This window comes from Methanospirillum hungatei (assembly GCF_019263745.1).
GTDB lineage: Archaea > Halobacteriota > Methanomicrobia > Methanomicrobiales > Methanospirillaceae > Methanospirillum > Methanospirillum purgamenti.
In genome coordinates, this window is sequence record NZ_CP077107.1 from 2,209,813 (window position 1) to 2,227,914 (window position 18,102).

Annotated in this window: 21 protein-coding genes; 7 read left to right on the forward strand and 14 right to left on the reverse strand. The window is 44.5% G+C overall.

Annotated features, from left to right (window positions below; genetic code table 11):
- Positions 1-2 precede the first annotated feature (2 nt).
- Positions 3-482 (forward strand): hypothetical protein, encoded by a 480-nt coding sequence (locus KSK55_RS10615; protein WP_218606883.1) that lies wholly within the window; start codon positions 3-5, stop codon positions 480-482.
- A gap of 62 nt (positions 483-544) precedes the next feature.
- Positions 545-703: a hypothetical protein gene (locus KSK55_RS10620; protein ID WP_218606884.1), complete on the forward strand. Its 159-nt coding sequence runs from the start codon at positions 545-547 to the stop codon at positions 701-703.
- A gap of 106 nt (positions 704-809) precedes the next feature.
- Here KSK55_RS10620 and KSK55_RS10625 read toward each other — a convergent pair whose 3' ends face one another.
- Positions 810-1,019 carry a histone family protein gene (locus tag KSK55_RS10625; protein ID WP_214421440.1) on the reverse strand — a complete coding sequence of 70 codons (210 nt, stop codon included), beginning with the start codon at positions 1,017-1,019 and terminating at the stop codon, positions 810-812.
- A 383-nt stretch (positions 1,020-1,402) separates the two neighbouring features.
- On the opposite strand from KSK55_RS10625, the gene KSK55_RS10630 reads away from it, so the two are divergent.
- Positions 1,403-1,573 carry a hypothetical protein gene (locus tag KSK55_RS10630; RefSeq protein WP_218606885.1) on the forward strand — a complete coding sequence of 57 codons (171 nt, stop codon included), beginning with the start codon at positions 1,403-1,405 and terminating at the stop codon, positions 1,571-1,573.
- 27 nt (positions 1,574-1,600) lie between these two features.
- On the opposite strand, the gene KSK55_RS10635 is transcribed toward KSK55_RS10630, so the two are convergent.
- Together KSK55_RS10635 and KSK55_RS10640 are read right to left on the reverse strand one after the other, a co-directional pair.
- Complete coding sequence (locus KSK55_RS10635) at positions 1,601-3,352, reverse strand: cation:proton antiporter (RefSeq protein ID WP_218606886.1); 1,752 nt, start codon at positions 3,350-3,352, stop codon at positions 1,601-1,603.
- Between the two features lie 46 nt (positions 3,353-3,398).
- The gene (locus KSK55_RS10640; protein ID WP_214419654.1) at positions 3,399-4,145 is read right to left on the reverse strand and encodes a winged helix-turn-helix transcriptional regulator; all 747 of its coding nucleotides are present in this window, start codon (positions 4,143-4,145) and stop codon (positions 3,399-3,401) included.
- A gap of 420 nt (positions 4,146-4,565) precedes the next feature.
- On the opposite strand from KSK55_RS10640, the gene KSK55_RS10645 reads away from it, so the two are divergent.
- Together KSK55_RS10645 and KSK55_RS10650 are read left to right on the forward strand one after the other, a co-directional pair.
- On the forward strand, positions 4,566-5,453 hold the full coding sequence (locus KSK55_RS10645; RefSeq protein WP_218606887.1) for a protein translocase subunit SecF: 888 nt from the start codon (positions 4,566-4,568) through the stop codon (positions 5,451-5,453).
- A complete protein-coding gene (locus tag KSK55_RS10650) occupies positions 5,454-6,908 on the forward strand; it encodes a preprotein translocase subunit SecD (protein WP_218606888.1) in 1,455 nt (484 codons plus the stop codon).
- 49 nt (positions 6,909-6,957) lie between these two features.
- On the opposite strand, the gene KSK55_RS10655 is transcribed toward KSK55_RS10650, so the two are convergent.
- The gene (locus KSK55_RS10655) at positions 6,958-8,184 is read right to left on the reverse strand and encodes an MFS transporter (RefSeq protein ID WP_218606889.1); all 1,227 of its coding nucleotides are present in this window, start codon (positions 8,182-8,184) and stop codon (positions 6,958-6,960) included.
- Between the two features lie 61 nt (positions 8,185-8,245).
- On the opposite strand from KSK55_RS10655, the gene KSK55_RS10660 reads away from it, so the two are divergent.
- On the forward strand, positions 8,246-8,995 hold the full coding sequence (locus tag KSK55_RS10660) for a TrmB family transcriptional regulator (protein ID WP_218606890.1): 750 nt from the start codon (positions 8,246-8,248) through the stop codon (positions 8,993-8,995).
- Between the two features lie 97 nt (positions 8,996-9,092).
- Here KSK55_RS10660 and KSK55_RS10665 read toward each other — a convergent pair whose 3' ends face one another.
- The 4 genes from KSK55_RS10665 to KSK55_RS10675 form a co-directional block, all read right to left on the reverse strand.
- A complete protein-coding gene (locus KSK55_RS10665) occupies positions 9,093-10,652 on the reverse strand; it encodes a sodium:solute symporter family protein (RefSeq protein WP_218606891.1) in 1,560 nt (519 codons plus the stop codon).
- Complete coding sequence (locus KSK55_RS16735) at positions 10,642-10,773, reverse strand: symporter small accessory protein (protein WP_372238724.1); 132 nt, start codon at positions 10,771-10,773, stop codon at positions 10,642-10,644. The genes KSK55_RS10665 and KSK55_RS16735 overlap by 11 nt, the downstream gene beginning before the upstream one ends.
- Positions 10,774-10,974: 201 nt before the next feature.
- Entirely contained in the window at positions 10,975-11,847 is an 873-nt protein-coding gene (locus tag KSK55_RS10670; protein WP_218606892.1) for a CARDB domain-containing protein, read from the reverse strand.
- A 260-nt stretch (positions 11,848-12,107) separates the two neighbouring features.
- A complete protein-coding gene (locus KSK55_RS10675; RefSeq protein ID WP_214419650.1) occupies positions 12,108-12,356 on the reverse strand; it encodes a DUF7123 family protein in 249 nt (82 codons plus the stop codon).
- 599 nt (positions 12,357-12,955) lie between these two features.
- Between KSK55_RS10675 and gpmA the strand changes: the two genes are divergently transcribed.
- Positions 12,956-13,702 carry a 2,3-diphosphoglycerate-dependent phosphoglycerate mutase gene (gene gpmA / locus KSK55_RS10680; protein WP_218608933.1) on the forward strand — a complete coding sequence of 249 codons (747 nt, stop codon included), beginning with the start codon at positions 12,956-12,958 and terminating at the stop codon, positions 13,700-13,702.
- Between the two features lie 4 nt (positions 13,703-13,706).
- On the opposite strand, the gene pdxT is transcribed toward gpmA, so the two are convergent.
- From pdxT to KSK55_RS10710, 6 genes are all read right to left on the reverse strand, one after another.
- Positions 13,707-14,297, reverse strand: a complete 591-nt coding sequence (pdxT, locus tag KSK55_RS10685) for a pyridoxal 5'-phosphate synthase glutaminase subunit PdxT (RefSeq protein ID WP_218606893.1) — start codon at positions 14,295-14,297, stop codon at positions 13,707-13,709.
- Complete coding sequence (pdxS, locus tag KSK55_RS10690) at positions 14,287-15,183, reverse strand: pyridoxal 5'-phosphate synthase lyase subunit PdxS (protein WP_214419647.1); 897 nt, start codon at positions 15,181-15,183, stop codon at positions 14,287-14,289. Before pdxS ends, pdxT begins: the two co-directional genes overlap by 11 nt.
- A complete protein-coding gene (gene cbiB, locus KSK55_RS10695) occupies positions 15,180-16,100 on the reverse strand; it encodes an adenosylcobinamide-phosphate synthase CbiB (protein ID WP_218606894.1) in 921 nt (306 codons plus the stop codon). Before cbiB ends, pdxS begins: the two co-directional genes overlap by 4 nt.
- Entirely contained in the window at positions 16,100-16,282 is a 183-nt protein-coding gene (locus KSK55_RS10700; protein WP_214419645.1) for a methytransferase partner Trm112, read from the reverse strand. The genes cbiB and KSK55_RS10700 overlap by 1 nt, the downstream gene beginning before the upstream one ends.
- Positions 16,279-17,292, reverse strand: a complete 1,014-nt coding sequence (locus KSK55_RS10705) for an adenylosuccinate synthetase (protein ID WP_214421439.1) — start codon at positions 17,290-17,292, stop codon at positions 16,279-16,281. Before KSK55_RS10705 ends, KSK55_RS10700 begins: the two co-directional genes overlap by 4 nt.
- A gap of 67 nt (positions 17,293-17,359) precedes the next feature.
- Positions 17,360-18,097: a tetratricopeptide repeat protein gene (locus KSK55_RS10710; RefSeq protein ID WP_214419644.1), complete on the reverse strand. Its 738-nt coding sequence runs from the start codon at positions 18,095-18,097 to the stop codon at positions 17,360-17,362.
- Between the last annotated feature and the right edge of the window lie 5 nt (positions 18,098-18,102).

The window sequence follows — 18,102 nt, forward strand, 5'->3', positions numbered from 1 at the left end:
ATATGGCAAAGAATGTTCTTTTGACCAGCACAATCCGCTCTCATATGAGAAATGTATTATATACAATGATTTTTATTATCCTTGTGAGTAGCACTTTATTGTCTGCCGGGTGTTCATCACTCATTCAATCAGATGATATCGCTTTTATGGGCTCTCTGAAAGAATTTCAAAATGAATCTGTGACGAATATCAAACTCATAAACGAGGATGTTAATCTAAAAGATTGGGATGCTGTCCGGACAGACCTCAGTGCGTATCAAAGCGTGATTAAAACGAAAATTATCGATTTAAATGAGATGGAGGTCTCAGAACGACTCATCCCAATACGGGAGAAGGCGGTGATGGCTCTTGAGAAAGAAGAAAAGATCCTCCAATCAATTCAAAATCTGTCTGAGCTCAATGAGTCAGTCATCTCAGATCTTGCAGGAGATTATCTCTCAAATATTATTGAGGCTGCAATCAAGTCGGTAATTTCTGGATAATACCATTTTTTATAAATATAGAATTCACTACACTATCTTTTAAACCAGATAAAGCCGTTCACATGGTGAATACATATTCCAGAAAAGGGGTTCGACTCTTTTTCAAAGCTCTGGATCTCCTCCACTCGAAGGGGATTGATGTTGTTGCATCATGTCCTGTCAGAACAATTACAAATAACAGTAGAAAGTTTGACTCAAACCCCGATACAGGTTCCTGTTGATCCACAAGCGGCACGGGCAATAGCCACTAACCCTTCTGTGCCTGGATTCTGTCTCTAATGACATAAAGCCCGGACAATGGTACCGGTTCCTGATAATAAAAAAAGTTTATTCGAATTTCTCTGCAGCAATCTCAATGTCTTCTGCTTTAAGAGTCTTTCTGCCTGCATGACCTGCAAGTTTTACTGCTTCCTTGACAAGGTCACCGATAAACTCTTCTGCCTTCTCTGCAAGGATGACTGATGCATCTGCACCGACACGCTCAGCACCACTGTTTTTTGCAATCCGTGCGACTGCTGCAATTGGTAAATCTGCCATAATTATTACCCATTTATCATAACGAACCATAAATATAAAAACTTCACCCAAAAATCTCATAATTTTGGCCCAAGATCCTGTTTTCATTCTGTATTGGGTGCACTACCAACTGCTATCCGGCTCACCTGTGCATATCCCAGTACATCCTATCTCATACGGTAAAACAAAATCCATAATAATGGCGATATTACGTAAATAGTGGCAATATATTCTGGATTCATGAAAATAGTCCCCCTGGGAGATGGATACACTCCGGAGATTATGATGTCCGGAAGAATAGGTTTCTATATATGGCCCCATTGGATGTTAATGGTCATTTAATCGCTATAATAAGAATAATTTTTGAATATGATCGTATTGGTAGGAAGAGTGTGATGGATAAGATGGTTGACTCGTGTCTCCGGGGAATGAACGCATATAATCAGACCGAAATTGATACCTCATTATTAAACCAGGATGACACGCCCAACAGGATACCATCGGGCACTTATGGGACCTGGCTACGCCAACGGCTTGAATTGTTCGTAGATGGTCGAACAATTCTCTCCAATTAAGATAATTTTCATGTCATCTGATAATGATTATGATTGGTTCTCTTCTGACCGGGAGAAAAGGGTCTGATGGACCCGGTCACGTTCCCGGTCAATCTGATCATGAGTTGCACCAGAATGCCGGAGAATTAATTCTGTTACCGATAATGCCAGTTCTCCTTCATCAGATAAAATTACATCTGCACCAGCTTTTTTGAGGTTTTGAACCTCTGATACATACAAAGTACGGGCGATAACCCTGATATCCGGATTGATCCGTTTGGCATTTTTAACGATTTCATCACTTTCCGGAATATTTGCAGCACTGATCACCAGAACATCGGCATTTTTTACTCCGGCTTTTTTGAGTGTGTCTATATGGCTGGCATTTCCATAGATCGCCTTATATCCTTTTTTTATCAGCGATTGGACTGTTTCGACATTTAACTCAATAATAAGTGGTTCAATTGAATTGTCTCTCAAAAGCCTGGATACCGTCTGACCAACAGGTCCATACCCGATAACAATGGCAGTTGACTCATCAGTCTGTTTATCCAGTTCACATTCAGATACAGAACTGATCTGTGGGCCACACCGCTCCTGGATATATTTCGATACTCGTGGACAATCGTTGAGATAACACTCAAATTTTCCAATAGCACGAAACAGGATTGGGTTTAATGTTATCGAGATGATTGCTGCAGCGACCAGAACATTTGAGGCGTTCTCTGGTAAAATATGAAGGTCTCTTCCCATCGTCGCCAAAATAAAAGAAAATTCTCCGATTTGTGAGAGGACAACTGCCACAGATAATGCAATTCTGAGCGGGTATCGCATCAGGATAATTATAAAAAATGCAATCAGTGGCTTTCCGATAAGGATTATGAGAAGGGTTGCAACAACAAAAATTGCAGAATCAGCAAGGCTTGACCAGTCAAAAAGCATCCCTACTGATACAAAGAACAATACCGCAAATGCGTCACGTAGGGGCAGTGCCTCAGTAGCAGCCCGAAGGGAAAATTCTGATCTCCCAACAACCATTCCGGCAAGAAATGCTCCAAGAGCCATGGAGACATCAAACAGGAATGCTGATCCGACAGCAATACACATTGCAATTGCAAGAATTGAGAGGGTAAACAGCTCACGGGAACCAGTTTTTGCAATATTTGTGAGGAGTTTAGGGATGACCCATCCGCCAACTACGAATGTGAATCCGACAAGCAGGAGAATTTTAACCGTTGCTATACCCACAGCAGTTCCGATACCTGTTAATCCAACAACTGAGCTGCCAAACACAGCTGGAAGCAGGACCAGAACAAAGACCGTGAATAAGTCTTCCATCACCAGCCATCCGATTGCAATATGACCGGTTTTGGTATGGAGTTCATTATTGTCTGAGAGCACTCGTGTTAAAACAACAGTACTGGCTACTGATATTGCAAGTCCGAAGATAATTCCTGCTTCTATGCTCCAGCCCAGCCAGTACATGATTATTGCACCAAGGGCAGTCGCAGTCAGGCTTTGAATCAGGGCACCGGGGAGTGCAACTTTTCTTACCGCTAAAAATTCTTTTAAGTGGAATTGCAGCCCTACTCCGAACATAAGGAGAATTACTCCTATCTCTGCCAATTGTTCGGCGAGTTCATAGTTCGCAACAAATCCGGGTGTATTGGGGCTGACCATAATTCCGGCGATCAGGTACCCGATAATCGGTGATAGGCCCAGACGATGGGTGATATACCCGAAAAAGAGGGCTGCTGCAAATCCTCCGGTAAGCGTGAGGATGAGTTCGACACTATGCACGTGTAATTACATGCATGTAAGTATTCAAATAATTGCTGTTAATCCGTCAGGCTGAATCTGCAATCTCCTTTTGCAGGATGTATCCTCTCTCTTCTGGCAGGTAATGTCGGGTATTTCTTCCTTCTTTAAGGAGAATCACCCATTTTTCTTCTGCAAGATGCAGAACTGCACGGGTTATTGTTGGACTTGTGACTCCAAGTTTTTCTGCAATCTCTTTTCTGGTGATACCTGGAGATTCGTGAATTAATTGCAGAATATTCCCGGTAAGGCCTGATGAAAACCGTGATAGGAACTGTTGCTCTTCAGGAGAAAATGTATTGTGGTTCTCAAAGAAATGTGATGAACGCCCGTTATGTACACGAATAATGTATTTTTCCTGTGAAATCTTGTCAAGATGATATCGGAGTGTACTTTCATTGCATTGTGAAATCTCTGCAAGCCGGCCAAGAGTGATTCCTGGATTTTGGATGATCAGATCATACACTTTTCGTCGGGTTTCATGATCTAAAACATTATGGGAGGAGATTTTGCGATATCCTCTCAGTTGATCTCTGATTTGTCTGTCAAATGAGTCAAAATCACCAAGAAGGCTTGTTAACACCCATTGTTCAGAGAAACGGTATGGGTGAGGGGAAGACGTATAGGGGTTTTCTGATGTGATGTGCTCACCAGATCCATCATCCAGTATGAGGACATTCGGGCTCTCAAAATAGAAACCCTGGGGAGTAATGATGGAAAGTACGAGAGGAATTATGAAAAATCCTAACGCAAACCCGAAATTAACACAACGCATATTTCTATACAAGTAAGGGAGTCAGAATATTATAAGCATACTGCAAATCCGAATCGCTCTTCAATTTTTATGGAATATGACCTTTTTGTAATGATGCTATTCTTTGTTATGTGAATCAGTAAAAATTTTTCAAAATTACACCGGAAATAACACAAAAAGGTAGCTTATTCAGTCATAGCACGTTTTTACGTGTTCATCAAATGATGTACACATCCCGGTAAATTCCATTGATCTTTGTGATGATCATGGATCTCCTCTGAACTGGTGTCTCACGTGGGGATAAGGGAGATTGAGTGGTCCAGTTCATTAAATAATCAAATTCGCTGGACTACATCAAATGGATCTATATTATATGATTGATATGGGAGCAAATTTTACGAAGGGTTCACCCTTGAACCAAAATATTCTGTAGGAAATAATATGGATATAATAACCAGTATTAACCGGTTTCTCTCATCGGCATCTCCGGCAAAGCTCTGTATCATACCTGTTTTCTTATTCATACTCTCGCTCTCAGTTCTGGGTATGACCATTCTCCAAACCGGATTGCCGGTATCTCCCGGTATTGAGTTTCAGGGCGGACTAAGTATTACTATCGCAACTGATGAGACGACAGAGTCATTAATGGAGACTTTTCACGAGTATGATATCATCAGTGTCGCGGAAGGCATTCATGAGGGGAAATACCTCAAATTTGGTCCGATGGATGAAAAAAAAGTTCTTGAACTGACCAGGATCGTTGATGAGAGATATACTGATGCAAAAATTGATCATATCGGTTCATCATTTGGGAAAACATTGCAGGATCAGGCAGGGTTTGCAATCTTGTTTTCATTCATCGGTATGGCAATTGTGGTTTTTGTCATCTTTCGCTCTTTTGTTCCTTCTCTTGCAATCGTCTTATCAGCCCTTGCTGACATGGTTATGACTGCTGCAGCAATGAATATTTTGGGAATTCAACTCTCACTTGGGACAACAGCTGCACTATTGATGTTGATTGGATATTCTGTGGATAGTGATATTCTTCTGACTTCACGTGTTCTCAAACGAAAAGGGACTTTTGATGAGAAGGTATCCGGAGCATTCAGGACCGGAATTATCATGACCTCCACAACATTTGGAGCAATTGCTGCGATGTGGATCATCTCATGGATTGGTGGCATACAGATCATTCATGAAATTGCCCAGGTGCTTCTCATTGGTCTTCTCTTTGATGTCATGAACACATGGCTGACAAATGTAGGGATCCTCAAGTGGTATCTGACCGGAGAAAAAGGGAAAAAATACTCATTCCGGGGTGGCTTGTAAATGGATAAAAAAACAATCATAGAGACGGTAAAAGATTATAGGGTTTCAATTTACCTTATCCTGGTGATTGCGTCGTTCATCATTCTGTTTCCTCATCCAGGTCCATCAGGTCTTCAGACCAATCTTCAGTTTGGACTGGACCTTGATGGAGGTTCATGGATCCAACTTGAATATCAGGCTGCAACCGTGAAGTTTAAGTCCGATATGACTCTTGATTCATTCATTCCTGCACTAAAAAATCAGCTTGGATCAGAAGTCATTCAAGTGGATGAAGATACTCTGGAGATCAGGAAATCTATTACTGAAGAGGAACTTCGTGGTATATTTTCAGGTCTTAATGCGTCATTGGTCTCTTTTTCTCCGGGTGTGACAAAAGAGACTGCTGAAGATATTAAACGGATTTTAGAGAATAAAATTAACAGTCTTGGGACACGTGATGCCAAGGTCTATGTCATAACCGGACTGAATGGAATCAGTCGGTACATCAGGGTTGAGATGGCTGGTGTTTCCATGGGTCAGGCCAAAGAAATTGTTGGTAAACAGGGTAAATTTGAGGTCCGGTTTCACACAATAGGAAATGAGACCGCTCATGTCCTCTTTGGTGATTCAATTCAATCAGTTGCAAATCCATCCCAAAGTCCACCTAATAGCGATAACTGGGGTGTTTCATTTGTTATCTCACCACAAGGAGCAGAAAACCTTCGGTCGGTTGCTATCTCATCCGGTGCTGTAAAAAATCCACAAGGTCATAATCTGGATATGATACTAGACGGAGAGGTTGTATTCTCCGCCCCTCTTGCTCCTGATCTGGCAGCAGAACTCCAAACCAGACCGACTTCCAACCTTCTGGCTTCTACCGGGTATGGTCAGGAAGGGAAAGAACAGGCAAAACTGCTTGAAATACATCTTCGAAACGGAGCACTCCCGGTCGAGGTTCAGATTGCGGGATCAGGTTCTGTCTCTGCAGAGTTAGGTGAACAATTTAAGTTCTGGTGTGTGGTAGCAGGATTATGTGCTCTTATTGCAGTGGGAATCAGTGTCTTGTACCGGTATCATGAACCGGCAATTGTACTTCCGATGGTGCTTATTAATGCTTCAGAAGTACTCATCCTCCTTGCAATCACCTCATTCTTCCTGCAGCTTGATCTTGCAACTATTGCCGGACTGATTGCAGTTCTTGGAACAGGAATTGATCAGATGGTAATTCTCACGGATGAAATATTGCATGAAGGGAAGGTTCCTTCACCAAATCTCTATGTAAAACGGTTAAAACGAGCCCTTTCCATAATCGTGGCATCTGCAGCAACTGTTTTTATTGCAATGCTTCCATTAGCACTCATGGATCTTTCAACGCTCCGGGGATTTGCCATCGTTACCATTTTGGGTGTGCTTGTTGGAGTCATCATCACCCGACCTGCATATGGCCGGATTATCATGGCAATCCTCTCACGATAATTTTTTGAGAATGGTCTGGTAACACCGTGCTTGACTTTCTGTGAAAAAATTAGATCTCCTGTTTTGATCCCGGATTTATCTCAGGAAGGGCGTATTTTTGTTTTAATGTCCCGAATACAAATGGCACAGCAAGTAAAAAACCTGCACAGCCGAATGTTACGAACATGACGCCATATGTTGAAGCGATTGCGATAACCGGAACAATGGCCAGGGTAGATGCGAATTGTCCCAGGTTTAAGGATACAGAAAATCCACCGCTTGCTCTTCCAAGAAATTGTTTTGGTGTAATTGTCGCAATCCATGTCAGAATTGTTGGCATCAGAATCCCTTCTGCAATGCCTACACATACCACTGCGATTCCGACGACAACAAGAGATGATGCAAGTCCTAACAAACAGTATCCGAGTCCAAAGAAAACAAATGTGGCAGTCAGGATCGTGTTCCGATGAAATCTCCAGACTATTCTGCCATATGCAAGTCCCATGAGTGATGAAGCACACCCCATGATACCCAGGAATAATCCACTGGTAAGGGCTGTGTTCTCTCCAAGTATTCGTGCTGCATCCATCGTCGCAATCAGGTAGGGGAATTTGACTGGCATAAGAAAGAACAACATGTTCCCCAGAAACAGAGTAATGTACGCCATCAAGAGGGGAGCTGTCGGGAATTGTTCTGGTGATTCATCCTTGTCCCTCATAATCTTTGGAAGAACCGGTTCTCTCATGGTGAGCAAAACTCCGGCAAGAATGACAATACCTACCAGGTAAATCAGGAATGCTGCATGCCAGGAAATACCTGCAAGCCATCCGCCGCTCATTTCCAGAACCAAAACTCCAAATCCCATGGCTGCTGCCTGATACCCAAGGACTCTGGCGCGGGTAATCCCTTCATAGTAACAGGGGATCAGTGATGATGTCGTACAGGTAATTCCGGCAATACCAATCCCAAGAAAGAATCTGCCTGCAAGGAGTGCGTATATATTGTCAAGGTAATAGCCGGAACTGCCTGCGATGGTGAAGATGGCTATGGAAACAATAAGGACCTTGATTTTCCCGATTTTGTCGGAGAGAGCACCAAGGAAAATACCGGTAAGGGCGATTGCCAGTGCAGGAAGCGTTATTATAAGGGAGATAACAGAATCTGATGCATCCGGGAAAGCCTCACTGATGAAAGGAAGTGCAGGCGCGACTGCTGCTCCTCCCATGAGAATCATCATGGCCGATAACAAGAGAAATAGGAGTGTCCATTTCGTTGGTTGAAATGTTCGGGAAATCATGCCCTATCTTGTTACCAATGTTAAAATATGAAAAAAATGCTCCTGAATTCAGTAGCTAATCATGATAGACGAATCATTACTTTCAGACCTGAAAAGCATCGGGATGAGTGAATACGAGGCAAAGGTGTATGGTATTCTTACCGCTCTTCGGGTAGCCGATGCCCGTGAAATTCATGAACATACAAAGATACCCCGTGGCAGAATCTACGAAACCCTTGCGTCTTTGGTCCAAAAAGGATTTGTCGTGTCTTCAGGGAAATCTCCGGCCATGTATTCTCCGGTTGATCTTACCTTGATATTTGAAAGACTGAAACGGGAATCGGTGAGTTCTCTTGATCAGTTATGTGTTCGGCTGAAAAATTTAGAGACTGAATCTCCTGAACCGCTTATGCAGGGGTACAAACTCTCTACTGAATGGACCCGGGATAACCAGATTCGAATGGTTTTAAGAAGGGCAAAATCAGAAATTATCTTTCTCTGTAATGACAAGGAATTTTTAAAAAAATATAGTATTGATATTGCTCGTGCTGCAAAACGGGTCCATGTGTATCTTATTGTGGGTAAAAAGGAACTTGCAGAGTTTGCTCCGGTAAAATGTTACATGGGTGGAAATGATATCGAATCATCATTTTTTCACAGGGAGATGAGTGAAGATTCCGGCCTGGTGATAAAATTGTTATTGATAGCAGATAGTCGTGAATCCATCTCTATTCTAGAAGATAATGGAATACTTACTGGAATATTTATTTTTCCAGATATCAATGCCAGGTATCTATCAAAAAATTTTATCCAGGAAATTCAGCCGGTTTGATGACTTTTTTTCTGATATTCAGAGCTCCTGTTCCTGGTAACAAAAGATGAATTTAGATCTTGTACTCGTTTTATGGCTGAATCGAAAAAAGGGATAATTATGCCGGATTTTCTGTTCCCTTCCTATCACGAAGCTGGTATACTACCATTACAATAAGGGAAATCGGCAGGGCTATTACCAGGGGATCGATAACGGTCCATGGTGCTGGCAGAATCGTGACAGCCCCGGTGAGAAGCTGAGATATTCCAAGGACTTTTGCTTCAGCGGTATGAACGAAAATGGTCCATATAAACCAAATTACTGTCCCGACGATCATACTTACCACTGCTCCGGCCTTTGAGGGATTTCTGGCATACACGCCGACAGCAAATGCCGGAAGGAATGCTGATGCACAAAGGCCCATGAACATAGCAGTAGCCCTTGCGATAATCCCTGCTGGCATGGCAAGAGCTAAGGCAACACTGACGATCATCATAACAATACACCCGATCTGGTTTGCCCGGAGGGACATTGCACATTTTTGTCCTCTTCCCCAGATATCACAGACTAGGGCGGTTCCCATGGTATGATAGAGAGAAGAGAGAGTGGACATTGCTGCAGAGAGCAGGGTCAACATGAAGATGACGATAAACAGATCCGGTGTTGCCATGTTGATGTAGAGCGGGATGATTGAGTCAACGTTTCCTCCGGCTGCATCAACTGCGATCTTGCCTACATGCTGGTAAAAATACACATTTGTCAATGCACCAACGGTAAAGGCAACCCCGGTCATCATCAGGATGAATGGTCCACCCACCAGGACTGCACGGTTAAGTGACTTGTTCTCTTTTGCGGTCATGAACCTGACTACAAGTTGTGGCTGGGCAAGAACACCGATACCAACACCAAGGACCAGGGTGGTGATAAGGGTAAACCATATCGGCGATCCTAGTTCAGGCATCGAGGCCCATCCGGTCATTCCTTGTCCGACAAGTGCTTCCGGAACCAGGTCAGACATGGCAGCAAGTGCTTTGTGACCGGCAGTTACTCCCCCGACATATATGTACGTCAACACCAGAAGCACGGTCATACCAATAAGCATGATTGCACCCTGGAATGCATCGGTGTACATGACGGCGATTAACCCACCATAGATAACATAGAGAGCAACGACAACCGCAAAAGCGATCAGAGCGGTGGTGTATGAAATACTAAGCGTTGTTTCAAGGAAACGTGCTCCTCCAATCAGAACCGCTGCGGTGTACAGAGGCATACCAAGCAGGATGATAATACCGCTGATAAGCTGTAGTTTTGGTGACCGGAAGATCTTTCCCATCAGATCCGGAAAGGTAAGAGCCCCAGTCTCTGCTCCTTTTTCCCGTGTTTTCTTTCCGAATAAGACAAAGGCCAGGAGAATTCCGATTCCAATGTTAAATACCGTAAGCCAAATGAGGCCCATTCCCAGATTTGCAGCAACACCTCCAAACCCGACAATAGCTGATGTTGAGATGAATGTTGCACCATATGACAAGGCAATGATCACCGGATGACTGTCCCTTCCGGCAAGCAGGTAATCTTCAGCGTGAAGTGTCTTTTTGTATCCAAGATATCCAAGCACCAATGTAATTGCAACATACACCAGAACCAGGATGGTTGTCACAACCGGATCAACTGCCATGATCTCTTCCTCCTTTATTCCAGTTGATCATTCCGTAAATTATGCAGGCAATAGCTAACCCTATCGCTAATGCGTACCCACCCCAGATCGCAGGGTCTGTAATACCAAATACTGAGAACATGTTTATCGAACCTCCGGTAAACTGTCAGCGAATATCAATACCGGGGACCGAAAAGAGCCGGCCCCCTATCTAAACACGAAAAAAAAGGTGACGAAAAATGAGTTGTTACAGATAGGTATCCACTGCTGTATCAATTTACCACACATAGGTGTACCCTGGTTCAGTATAAATCTCACTCTGGTGCGTCAGAAAAAAATGGTGTTATGACTGATTTGTCTGGTTCTGATCCTGTGTGACAACAACAATGGATGTGGTGGTGTTGATAAAAGCCGGTACAGATATGGTCTGTGAACCGCCTGCAATTATTCGAATCATGCCATCACGATACCAGTCATTGTTCCCTTCGTCACGCTCAGGAACCAGGTTCCCCGGATCAACATCCATTAAGATGCCATACTGCCCGGCAAGAATATCCCGGGGAACAGTAAAGGTCCGTGTTGTACTGGCCTGTCCGGTGGCCGGAACCGATCCAACCTCCCAAGTACCAAGGAGCATCGGTTCTGCAGCCTGTACACTCCGGTTAGTCAGGTAGACGTCAACATAGAATTTCCCTGCATCAGATCCACCCCGGTTCTCAACTGCTGCAATCACCCTTATCTGATCCCCTGGTCCTGCTCGGGAAGGGATGATAAGTCCTGAACCCACAAGGTCTGCATCACTCCCATCAGGGAGCGGGTCTGCGATGCGGACTGTTTTTTGCTGAACCTGTGTGGTCTCTTTCCCCATAACTTCCCTGACAAATCTGTATGCGCCATCAGCAAGGTCAAGGGGCAAAAGGAAGGTCTTTACACTTGAGTAATCCCCTCCGGATGTTATTGATTCCAGATCTGCTGATCCTATTGGTACCCGTGTTGCACTCCCCTCACTCTCATTTACGAGATAATAGGAGATGGTGACCGGCCCGCTGTCATCATCCCCTGCGTTTTTTACAACTTCGATCACCGTCAGTGAACCACCCGCATATCCGGTATCACTTACGATTAATCCCTCTGATGTAATATTCACTGCAGCCTGGGCCGGCAGGAAAACGGCAAGGAATACTATCATCAGCACCCATCCGGTACGAATGGTCATAACTGATGATTGGAGAGCGTTCCCATAAAACCTTTCCAGTACACGAAAGTGCCGAGTCTAATTATTTAAATAACTTTTAACCTGGATTCGGTCGTATTTGGATATATTCTTCAGGTTGGATAGTTCAGGTCTCTTATCCCTTGACATCAAATGTAACCTGTAGACCTGACAGATTATACTCTCTCAGAAATCAGGAAGCAGAAGTAATGATTATACCCCCTTCGGAATTGAGGGGATCATATGAGGAGGAAAAGAAGGGATTATACCTGTGGTGTCGTAACTAACCAGGTTGTACTGTTTGAATAACTGTACCGTTCTATTTTGAACTCCGGACAGATCTCAGAAAGGATTGCCATATTGGTTCCTACTTCTTTTGATGAGAGGCCGGTGTCTTTGGCGATATATTTTGATTTAAAGAAATTTGAACCTGGCTTCATCTGGCTTTTGAGATAGTCAATGAGACAGATCTGTCGTTCGTTGTAATTGTTACTAAATTTTGTCAGGATCATTGTTTCTCACTTTACTACGTTGTTGGATGTAGGAGGATAACCGGCCTTATTGAAAGACCGGGTGAAGTTCTTGGGTAGGAGGAACCGGAGGACATGGATTCTCTCCTGTGTTTGTTTCATGAGAGTGAACAACGATTGTAGGAGGACATGTTGAACGCTACTCACGAACAGAGATCCATGCATGGGATCATGGTTGATCCATTTTGCATGAGTCCCCTGTGACATACCAGTGTTGAATGAAACAGCGTATAAGTGATAAGGATAAAACCGCGAAAAATCAGTCTGAAACAGGTTTAATCTGTCAAAATACGTTTTTTGCGAAATTAGCATACCACATCAGGTACTTTGCTCAATGAGAGAATTTGCCATGGTTGCATCTGGTTTTTTGATGACTCCCTTCAGAACTCAATTCACATGATATGTGGATGAATTAGAAAAATTGCATTGTTTTCAGCAGTTGCAACCGGTTGCAACACTCTGATTTGTCATATGTGTTATCATATTTCTGGTAGATGACTGGTGTGGGATTTTTCTTGTCGCGGGAAAGAATATTTCCAGAGTATTAACCAATCGTATCACCAACAGGTAGGTGATTTATGATGTATACACTGGTTCTGATTCGTCATGGAGAAAGCCTCTGGAACCGGGAGAACCGGTTTACCGGATGGCGTGATATCGATCTCTCCCCCCAGGGCATTGAAGAAGCACGGGCGGCTGGGAAAGCCCTACGGGATCATGGTCTGGATTTTGATATTGCCTATACTTCAGTCCTCAAGCGGGCTATCCGAACTCTCTGGCTCATCCAGGAAGAGATGGACCTTATGTGGATTCCGGTAATCAGAACATGGCGTCTGAATGAACGTCACTATGGGGCCTTGACTGGTCTGAATAAGACAGAGACGGTGGAAAAATATGGTGAGAAACAGGTTCATATATGGAGAAGAAGTTATGATATCCCACCACCGGCATATACTCCCGATGACCAGGACAATCCGTCATTTCACCGTCGGTACCAGGATATAGCAAAAACAGATCTCCCGATGACCGAGTGCCTGAAGGATACGGTCGCACGGTTTATCCCCTACTGGAATGATGAGATTGCACCGGCTGTCAAATCAGGGAAGCGAGTTCTCATCACCGCTCACGGAAACAGTCTTCGGGCTCTTGTAAAACATCTTGATGCTATATCTGATGCAGACATCCCTGAGCTCAACATCCCGACCGGAATTCCACTGGTGTATGAACTGGATGAGAACCTTAAACCACTGAAGCACTATTATCTTGGCGATGCTGAAAAAGTAAAAGCCGCCATGGAAGCGGTGAAAAATCAGGGAAAAGCAAAATAATTTTTTAGGCCAGTACCTGTGTCAGGAAGTACTCATGCATCCGGAGGTCATGACTAATCTCCGGGTGAAAGGAGAGGATGAGTTTTTTCCCTTTTCTGACTGCTACGATCCCTTGTGGTATCTCTGCAAGAGCGGTAACATCTGGTCCGGCACTGGTAATAATTGGTGCCCGAATAAATATTGCATGAAAGGGAGTATCAAATCCGGTGATCGGCAGGTCGGCTTCAAATGATTCTCGCTGCCTTCCGAATGCATTCCTGTTCACGGTAATGTCAAGCAGGTCAAGAGGAATAAACCTGGTCTCACCAATGAGGGTTCGTGCAGCAACTACCATACCGGCACAGGTTGCAAAGATGCCCCCCTCAAAATCTTTGATAACATCCCGCATCCCGTTCTGATCAATGAGCCGCATTATCGTGGTGGATTCACCACCAGGAATAGCAAGGGCTACAAGTTCAGGAATTTCTTCTGCTTTTCTGACTGGTATAACCGGGATTGAGAGTCCCAGGTTGTGTATTGCCGATTCGAATGCAGATATATGCTCTGAAACATCTCCCTGGAGTGCCAGGACACCAACCGCAGCGTTACCAGCCACGGGTTGAGAGCACCTCTTCAGGTGGGAGGGCATGAACATCAAGACCACGCATTGCGTTTCCAAGACCTTTTGAGACTTCGGCGATTACCTTTGGTTCATTCCAGTGGTTGACAGCCTCAACAATTGCCTTTGCCATGAGTTCCGGCTGTTCAGATTTGAAGATACCTGACCCGACGAATACTCCGTCACTTCCAAGCTGCATCATCAGCGCTGCATCTGCTGGTGTTGCGATACCTCCTGCTGAGAAGTTCACAACCGGAATACGCTGCCGTTTTGCCGTCTCAATAACAAGGTCAGCAGGTGCTTCAAGTTCACGTGCACGCTTAACAAGCTCAATCTCCTCCATTCCTTTGAGCTTTCTGATCTCAGAGAGGATTGTGCGGTTGTGGCGAACTGCTTCAACGACATTTCCGGTTCCTGCTTCTCCCTTGGTCCGGATCATCGCAGCACCTTCGTTAATTCTCCGAAGGGCTTCACCAAGATTTCGTGCACCACAGACGAATGGGACAGTAAATTTCGACTTATCAATATGGTATTCTTCATCGGCAGGGGTGAGAACTTCAGACTCATCGATCATGTCTACACCAAGTGCCTCAAGGACTTGTGCTTCAACAAAATGCCCAATCCGTGCCTTTGCCATGACCGGGATAGAGACGGCGTCCATAATCTCGATGATCTTTTTTGGATCTGCCATACGGGCAACACCGCCCGCAGCTCTGATATCGGCAGGAACACGCTCCAGTGCCATAACTGCAACGGCTCCTGCGTCTTCTGCAATACTGGCCTGTTCGGCAGATACAACGTCCATTATTACGCCTCCTTTCTGCATGGAAGCAAATCCCCGTTTAATTAGTTCGGTGCCGAACCGGAGGTCTTCAAGTATCATATTCCGTATATATTGGATACACCGTCCAATAATAGTAGTGCGATACCGGCAAAAAAACAAAATAGGAGTGTTGAAAGACGAACCGTTCTGATTATTGAAGGTCCTGCTATTCGAAGTGACAGAATTCGGTTTCCAATCCGGTACACTCCTGGTTTATCAAATTGTATCCCCTCTCCTCCCGCGATCAACGACATCGGGATTCCACCATTAAACCCAGGCCTTTTTTTCCGATCACGGATGAAAACTTCAATCGCTGGTTTGAGTTTCCTTTTTCCTGCATAGATAAGGATGAGAACAAGTCCGCATATCCGGGCAGGAATATATGAGAGAATGTCATCCATCCGGGCTGCACACCATCCCAGATTCTTTCGCTCATCAGTATACCCGAGCATTGCGTCCATGGTGTTTGCTGCCCGATACATGGCTGCACCAGGAAGGCCGAGAATGAGAAACCAGAACAGGGGTGCTATGATACTGTCGTTAAGGTTTTCTGCTACCGACTCAAAGGCTGCGGAAAGAGTCTGTTCTTCTGATAAAACTGATGTATCCCGGGAAACCAGGAGCGATGCCTGCTTTGAACGTTCTTCATCTGATATTGCACGTGCAACTGCTTGTGCATGTTCTTCAAGAGCTCTCCAGGCAAAACAGATTTTGAGAAGAAATGGTCCTATTACCAGGTACACATACCATGGAGCTGCAATCTGAAAGAGAACGAATGGCAGGGTAAAGAGGACGACGGTTATTATCCATCCTACAATCCCAACCATCCGCTGCATCCAGGCAGGGTAACGCTCAGGTACTCCCCACCATCCGATGAACCGTCCGATGAGTGCCACCGGGTGAAGCGATGTTTTTGGATCGCCACATACTCGATCAATGACCAGAGCAAAAAAAAGAACCGGGATCTGAAGTATCATCAGGATGTGATATTCTGGGGAAGAAGGTTTGGAATTCCATCTTCAATCGGGTAGGTAACCGAACAGGCGTGGCAAATAAGGGATCCGGTCAGGATCTCTACTTCATTCTCTTCAGTCACTTTCAACTCAAGGTCACCCTTGCAGACCGGGCAACAGAGAATATCATATAATTCGCGTTTCATGAGTACTCATTCCTGATATCGATTATTTGTGAGAGTTCGGGCCCGGTGGAGATAAGGGTAATTGGTGCACCAATATCCTCTTCCGCCTGCTTTAAGAAATCTTTTGCTGGTTTAGTCAGCTGGGAGTATTTTGTTGCTCCAAAACAGGATGGATCAACATGATCAATACCGGTGATGGCAGCCTGGGTACATCCGTTTATCATGGCTGCATAGTGTGCCATTTCACTATCCCAGGTTCCAATTCTCCTTTCTCTTCCGGTGACGGTTCCAAACTCCTGGATTCCTTTTTCGTGTGCCTTTTCACTGGACATCTCAGTTGAGAATGGTCCTTCACCGACCCGTGTTGGGAATGCCTTGAAGACAACAATGACATCGTCGATTCTGGTCGGTCCAACACCATTATCTGCTGCCATCTGTGCTGCACAGGTATCCTTGCTGGTCACGAATGGATATGAACCAAAATAAAGTGAGATACCAAATCCCTGGGTTCCTTCAATCACTACGTTCTCGTCGTTGTCAAGAGCGGTGTTGACCTCAAGTGGCACATCGACAAGATAGGGATTCAGTTCAGGGAGATCCCGCGCAAGTCGGGCTACTCGCATTGCCCGGTCACGATTTGCTGGGCCACACCCGGTTCCGGTTGATCCAACCTTTTGTGACAGGTGAGTGTTGGTTTTATCCTCCTGAATATGCGATTCTTCAATAATTGCACACCGCTTATCAAGGAAAATCCGCCCTTCTACGCCGAGAACCTCAATCTCCTGCTTTAAAACCCGCGGATCTACCAACACACCTGTTCCAATCATGAGACGTGCGTCCGGGTAGACAAAACCTGACGGGCACATGCGGACTCCGAACTTCTTCTCGCCGACCATAACGGTATGGCCTGCATTCGGACCAACACCTCCCCGTGTGATTATTGTAGGGCGATCCTGGTGAGCAACATGAGAAACAATCTTCCCCTTGCCTTCATCACCAAAGTTACCGCCCACGATTATTGTACAACTCATCCAACCTATGGCATAGGAGAGCGGGAGAAATAAAGATTTAGATTTTTTCATTGATCAAATACTCTGATCACCAGTCATCCATTTCACGTTTGGCAATAAGATCATCTGCTTCATCGTTCAGACCAAGACTTCGCAGACATTCAACCTTTGCATCATATACTTCAGCATGGTTTGGTTCAATCCTAATGACCCGGTCAAAGCATTTTATAGCTTCTTTGCAGTTATCAGTCTTTGAAAGGCAGTTCCCCAGTTCAAACCAGGCATCTGAGTCCTGGGGATCCTGTTTTAATATCTCTTTAAAGCAGCCAATCGCGGATTTATAGTCTTTAAGTTTCTGCAGGCTGATCCCTTTATTAAAAAGAGCGTTTACGTCCCCTGGCATCAGTTCCAGCATCCGGTTAAAACATTCTACTGATTCCTGATGCCGATCTATCTCTGCAAGAGCTGATCCCTTGTTGCTTAATGCATGCAGATTCCCAGGATCAATCTCGAGAACCATATTGAAACAGGGTATCGCTTTGCTATATCGTCCCATGAAAAAGTAGTTAATGCCCATATAAAGCCAGTATCTGGGATCCTTGTCATTTAATTTGAGGGATTCTTCAAATGACTCTACTGCTTCCTGATACCGGATGAGGTTCATAAAAGCCAGGCCTTTTTGAAAATAGATCTCTTCATCAACCGGATTGAGTGATGAGGCCTTTTCAAAACATCGGATGGCATCTTCAAATTTTTGACTGGTGGCAAACCGGATCCCCTCTGATTTCCACCGTTCTGCCTCTTTGTCACTAATTATATCGACCATAGATC